The organism is Vibrio sp. 10N.261.52.A1, from assembly GCF_002876325.1.
GTDB lineage: Bacteria > Pseudomonadota > Gammaproteobacteria > Enterobacterales > Vibrionaceae > Vibrio > Vibrio chagasii.
Window position 1 is genome coordinate 1 of the sequence record NZ_MCYD01000001.1, and the last position, 5,249, is coordinate 5,249.

Below are 5,249 nucleotides of genomic sequence, written 5' to 3' on the forward strand. Positions count from 1 at the left end.
CGAATATCACATAGGCCGCTAAAACGAGTCAGTAATTCAAAAAATAATCGTGTAGCCCATTTTTTTAGGTTACAAATGGAGGGTTCATACGAGCGCTACTGGCTATTGAGCTGCCTGATGAATCGTAGCGAGGTCGTTAAACCTAAGTTATTGTTGAAGGAATCACTGTGTCTGCTTTTTATCTATCTCAAGTTTTAGTCGCCATTGCGATTTGCTTTGATCTCCTGTCGTTTCAGTTTAAAGAGCGTAAGAAGATTGTGACTTGCCTGTTTTTTGCCGGTGTACTGATTTCAAGTCACTTTATTCTTTTGGAGCAGTGGACTGCGGCATGCTTGATGATTATTGCCACTATGCGTTATTTAACGAGTGTGTTTTCCACATCACCTAAATTCAAATATCTGTTTTGCTCTCTGTCTGTGGTTGCTACTGTCTTTACCTTCTCAGGGTTAACTAGCGTATTGAGTTGCTTTGCATCAATGTTCCAAACATTTGCTGCTTTTAACAAGGATGACCGTCGACTTCGAGAGCTAATGATCATCGGCACCAGTTTTTGGCTTGTTCATAATTACTTAGTTGGCTCTCCAACAGCGGTTGTTATGGAAGCCTTATTTATTGGCAGTAACTTGCTTGGCTATTACCGTTTTTATTTCAGGAAGAACGTAGCTGCTTAGTGTGTTGTGTCATTAACACCTCACAACCTTTGAGCGGCTAAAAAAACAAGGAAATGCTATGTCAAATATCTAAACGGATATCCCTTCGTCGATACCTAATGAAATATTTAATGACTTGATAGCGAATGACAACATTCGGATAGAGAGGATACTTTCACATGGACACAGTTCACCTGAGGAGGGTTGGTACGATCAAGAGGAACATGAATGGGTTCTGGTGCTCGAGGGGCAAGGCGTTATCGAATTTGCTGATGGTCGCATTGTTACTTTGTCTAAGGGGGACTACCTCAATATTTCCGCAGGTGAAAAACACAAGGTTCTGGGGACCGACAAAGACTCTGTCACGATATGGCTAGCGGTGTTTTACCGTTAATTTATAGATAGAGGTAAAATTGCGTATGTGGCTAAAATTTCGTGTTTTTCATCAGAAAATGTCGGTACAGAGGCAAAACGAAGAGTGGCTACTTTATCGAGAATCGGAAACATCGATACGTGCTCGAGTTTATGACGTGATCATACCTTCTGATTTAGCAGAGGAAGAGTTAGCGCGTTATTTAGCGGATATTTATCATGAGTTTGCTTCAGAAAAGTACCCATCAGTGACACGTATTCTTTAATGTGGTCAGTGAGAGTCCCATTGCAACTATGTATCAACTGATACCTGTTTGTAGAGTAACAATTCCAATAGTTAGAATCTGAAAGCAACCAAAGGAAGAGAGTGTGGTTAGAATTCGAAATTATCAAGAAAGTGATGCCAAAGCGTTATGGGAGATCTTTTTCTACACGGTTCGCAACGTGAACATACGAGATTATTCTCAAGAGCAAGTCGAGGCTTGGGCACCAAGTGGTTTTGACTTTGCGTTGTGGCAAAAGCGTATGGACGGGTTAAAACCTTTTGTCGCTGAGTTAGATGGTCATATTGTTGGCTATACCGACTTACAGCCAAGTGGCTTGGTCGACCATTTTTTTTGCCATCATGAATATCAGGGGCGAGGTGTTGGCCGAGCGTTGATGGAGCATGTATTCACGATTGGGCAAATTCGTGGGGTATCAAGATACTTCTCAGAGGTAAGTATCACGGCGAGGCCATTTTATGAGCGTATGGGTTTTAAAGTAGTGAATGATCAGCAAGTCGATATGCGGGGAGTAACGTTGACGAATTTCGTGATGGAAAAGGTTGTCGACAATTAGGCTTACGTTAAGAGCGAAGATTGTGAAGAGGTACAGGCCTAAAAGGATTATTAAACCTTTTTAAGGGTAAATTTTGCTGATCTATTGATATTGTCGATGAGTTCAAATTGTGTGCTAGCCAATTTGTCTAATCTTAAAGATTGAATGAATACAAGGAGTGTTGTTCATGAGTCATGTGAGTAGATTAAAAATATATACATTAGTGTCGATGTTTTCTTTTGCGATCGGAGTGTTAGCCCTGCGAGCTGGGGTCTCTGGGGTGTTTCCGCTTTTCGTCGTGGTTATTTCTTTCTTTTCTTTTGTCATCAATTCATTCCTTTGTTTATTCGGTCATAAATATGAGAATGCCAAAGAATAAATCTCGAAATGATTGCCAAAAATCTTCTCTAAGTCTCAATTGTGGGACAGATGTTGATGATGTTTTTACAAATGTCCTAAGATTTCCTCTTTAATTTCAATGTACTATTCGGTTCGATTGAAAAAAGTGAGGGTAGTACGTGGGAATCGAAGCTTTAGCATTTGTTATGGATGCGCTAGTCACGGCATGTTGTATGTACATTGCATCTAAAATGTCGTTTGTGGTGGCGGATTTTAAGTCTCTTCTAACGATAGCGATTATCGTATCTCTAGTCTCTATGATTCCGACAGTGGGGTGGGTTCTAGGGCTTATACTGTTCGTATTTCTACTTGGGAAGGCAACTCATTCGAGTATTGGTGACTGTATTTGGGTGGTGGTGTTTACCAAAGTGGTGTCGATGGCCGCGTTCCTGATATTTGGCCGACTGTTTGTATAACCCAATATCAAATTACTATCTAAAGTAATAAGCCAAAATCTACTGTTCGAATAGAAAAGAGGCGTGACATTGTCACACCTCCTAAATCTCTTTCAACGACCATTGGTTGTCTATTACTTAGGTAACAGCACTGCGTCAATGACATGTATCACGCCGTTGCTCGCTTTAACGTCTGCCGTTACGACATGAGCTTTGTTGACCATTACAACACCATGGTCAGTACTAATTGTGACTGGCTCACCCTGTACGGTGATTGCGCTGTCTAGTTTGACCACATCTTCAGCCATTACTTTTCCTGGCACTACATGGTAGGTGAGTACTGCGACCAGTTTATCTTTATTTTCCGGCTTTAATAACATGTCTACTGTACCATCCGGTAGAGCGGCAAACGCTTCATCTGTTGGTGCAAAAACAGTAAAAGGGCCTTCTCCTTTCAGTGTGTCCACTAATCCTGCCGCTTTTACTGCCGCCACTAACGTTGTGAAAGAGCCGTTTTCTACTGCCACGTCCACGATGTCTTTTTTCATACCATGATGGTCAGCATGGACAGCCGTTGATAAAAGAAGTGATGCGGCGAACAGCGACAGGCTTTTATATAAGTTCTTAAACATATTGGGTTCCTTTCAGTTTTTCCTTTATTTCCGAGGCTTGTTACGAAAGGCCAAGCACGATAGATCATATCTACGTCACGCTTGAGACATTGTCCTATCCCGAAAACTCAACAAAGTGGGGATGTAGAAAGGTTAAATACTTGTTGTAATTCTAAATTTGTACATATATTTAATGGGTGATTATTCAACTAGTGGATGTGAATATGAGGTCTGTTTTACCTGTAGTACTTTCCGCGGCTGTTTCTATGCCAGCGTACAGTGGACTAGCTCCTAGTGAGGGCTTTAGTGGTAACTTTAGTGTCTTGGCTGGGTTCTATTCTGACAGCAGTAATTTGAGTACTGAACAAGACTCAAACCAAGCAACCAATACCATGGAAGGCGATAGTGAGAATCAAGGCTTACTTGGTTTTCTTGGAACTGTTAAATATACCTTTGGTGAATCCCTTACTCACCAAGTTTATGCCGGTACCACCCGAGAAGATATTGCGACCGGTACCATTGCTTTTGAAATCGGTTATCGACACCAACTCTCTGGCGGAACCATATTAGATGTTTCCGTGTTACCGACACTTATCTCCGGCAAGGCTTGGTCTGATCCTTACGCTGTTGGTGTGAATCGAAACGAAACTGATGTAAAGGGTAACGTGGGCCGCCTACAACTGACTAACATCGGCGGCACTGCTTTCCAAACAGATTTTGCTATTGGTGAGTCTGATGTTGATGATGAGTTATCGGGCACTCTAGGCACCCCGTCCATATCGCCAGAAAAGGCAGCGCTGTTAGATAGGGAAAGAACCTATGTGTATGCCAAAGCCGGATATCGATTCATACTGCCAAATCAAGCCGGTTTGTTAGTGCCTTCTATGGTGTATTTTCTTGCGGATGCGGAAGGAGATGCGCTAAGTTTTGACAGTTACGGGATTGAATTGAATTACGCAAAGAGACTCGGTCGTCACGGCTTTGTTGTAACGTTAGATGCGAACGATCGTCAGTACGATGAAGCCAATCCAATTTATGGAAAAACTCGTGAAGAGAACGAGTACGGTGCCTTCTTAGCGTATGAGTTTGGTGGGTTGATGGGGTATGAAGATTGGTCGTTTATTTCATTACTTGGCTATAGAACGATCGACTCGAATATCGATTTCTATAATTCTGAGCAGGTATTGGCGAGCGTCGGTATCGACTACAAATTTTAATGGTGAGCGATCGCTCTGACCGTAAAATTATAAGTTAAGTTAGTTATTTCGGGCACTTACATCTTTTAAGGTTGTAGGTGCTCGTTGCTATCCGTAGTATGAAAGTCATTCAGTTAAAAAGATTAGATAGTAAGGAAGCGCTTTGGAAATAAAAATTAGACATTTAGAAGCAACGGATAGCCAAGATTTATTCGATATTTATCGCCGTCCTTCGATTTCAGCAAACACGTCACAAAAACCATACCTAAGTTCAGATCAAGTGGATCGGTTATTTGGTCATTCAGACCATTTTACTCTAGTCGCTGAATCGGCCGAGAAAGTCGTAGGCCACATCACTTTATTTATGACAACTAAGGTAAGGGACCGACACTGCGCAGGGCTTGCTATTGCCATTCATCCGGATGTTCACGGAAAAGGGGTTGGTAAAACCTTGATGCAAGAAGCCATTAATCAGGCGGATAATTGGCTAAATCTCGTCCGCCTAGAGTTAGAGGTTCATGCCGATAACCACGCTGCGATTGCTTTGTACGAACGCGTAGGTTTTCAGTTAGAGGGGACTAAGCGATTGAGTACCTTCAAAAACGGCAAGTACATTGATATGTTGCTGATGTCGAGAATAAAGCCTGAATATCTAGCATCTTGAATTCGCTTTAGGTGATTGAATTTATAATCTGAATAAGAATTAGATTACCGCTGTAAAGCCATAAAGCATAAAGCCCTCAAACTGCAGAAGTTTGAGGGTTTTATGATTTTGTTATGAGTTGAGGTGTGTTGACTAACTAGTAC

Annotated in this window: 9 protein-coding genes; 8 read left to right on the forward strand and 1 reads right to left on the reverse strand. The window is 41.7% G+C overall.

The features are described 5' to 3' along the window. The first annotated feature begins 167 nt into the window (after positions 1 to 167). The 6 genes from BCT81_RS00005 (at position 168) to BCT81_RS00030 (ending at position 2,656) form a co-directional block, all read left to right on the forward strand. A complete protein-coding gene (locus tag BCT81_RS00005) occupies positions 168 to 671 on the forward strand; it encodes a YgjV family protein (RefSeq protein ID WP_102422901.1) in 504 nt (167 codons plus the stop codon). A 79-nt stretch (positions 672 to 750) separates the two neighbouring features. After that, positions 751 to 1,044 carry a cupin domain-containing protein gene (locus BCT81_RS00010; protein ID WP_241908121.1) on the forward strand — a complete coding sequence of 98 codons (294 nt, stop codon included), beginning with the start codon at positions 751 to 753 and terminating at the stop codon, positions 1,042 to 1,044. Between the two features lie 25 nt (positions 1,045 to 1,069). Further along, entirely contained in the window at positions 1,070 to 1,288 is a 219-nt protein-coding gene (locus BCT81_RS00015) for a hypothetical protein (RefSeq protein WP_102422902.1), read from the forward strand. Between the two features lie 103 nt (positions 1,289 to 1,391). Then, on the forward strand, positions 1,392 to 1,862 hold the full coding sequence (locus BCT81_RS00020) for a GNAT family N-acetyltransferase (protein WP_102422903.1): 471 nt from the start codon (positions 1,392 to 1,394) through the stop codon (positions 1,860 to 1,862). Between the two features lie 166 nt (positions 1,863 to 2,028). Then, on the forward strand, positions 2,029 to 2,220 hold the full coding sequence (locus BCT81_RS29970) for a hypothetical protein (protein WP_102422904.1): 192 nt from the start codon (positions 2,029 to 2,031) through the stop codon (positions 2,218 to 2,220). A gap of 139 nt (positions 2,221 to 2,359) precedes the next feature. Then, positions 2,360 to 2,656, forward strand: coding sequence for a hypothetical protein (locus BCT81_RS00030; RefSeq protein ID WP_086713803.1), 297 nt, complete (start codon positions 2,360 to 2,362; stop codon positions 2,654 to 2,656). A gap of 113 nt (positions 2,657 to 2,769) precedes the next feature. Here the strand turns inward: BCT81_RS00030 and BCT81_RS00035 are convergent, their stop codons facing one another. Further along, the gene (locus BCT81_RS00035) at positions 2,770 to 3,267 is read right to left on the reverse strand and encodes a fasciclin domain-containing protein (RefSeq protein WP_102422905.1); all 498 of its coding nucleotides are present in this window, start codon (positions 3,265 to 3,267) and stop codon (positions 2,770 to 2,772) included. 203 nt (positions 3,268 to 3,470) lie between these two features. On the opposite strand from BCT81_RS00035, the gene BCT81_RS00040 reads away from it, so the two are divergent. After that, a complete protein-coding gene (locus BCT81_RS00040; RefSeq protein ID WP_102422906.1) occupies positions 3,471 to 4,463 on the forward strand; it encodes a DUF2860 domain-containing protein in 993 nt (330 codons plus the stop codon). A 142-nt stretch (positions 4,464 to 4,605) separates the two neighbouring features. Further along, the gene (locus BCT81_RS00045) at positions 4,606 to 5,106 is read left to right on the forward strand and encodes a GNAT family N-acetyltransferase (RefSeq protein ID WP_102422907.1); all 501 of its coding nucleotides are present in this window, start codon (positions 4,606 to 4,608) and stop codon (positions 5,104 to 5,106) included. Positions 5,107 to 5,249: the final 143 nt, after the last annotated feature.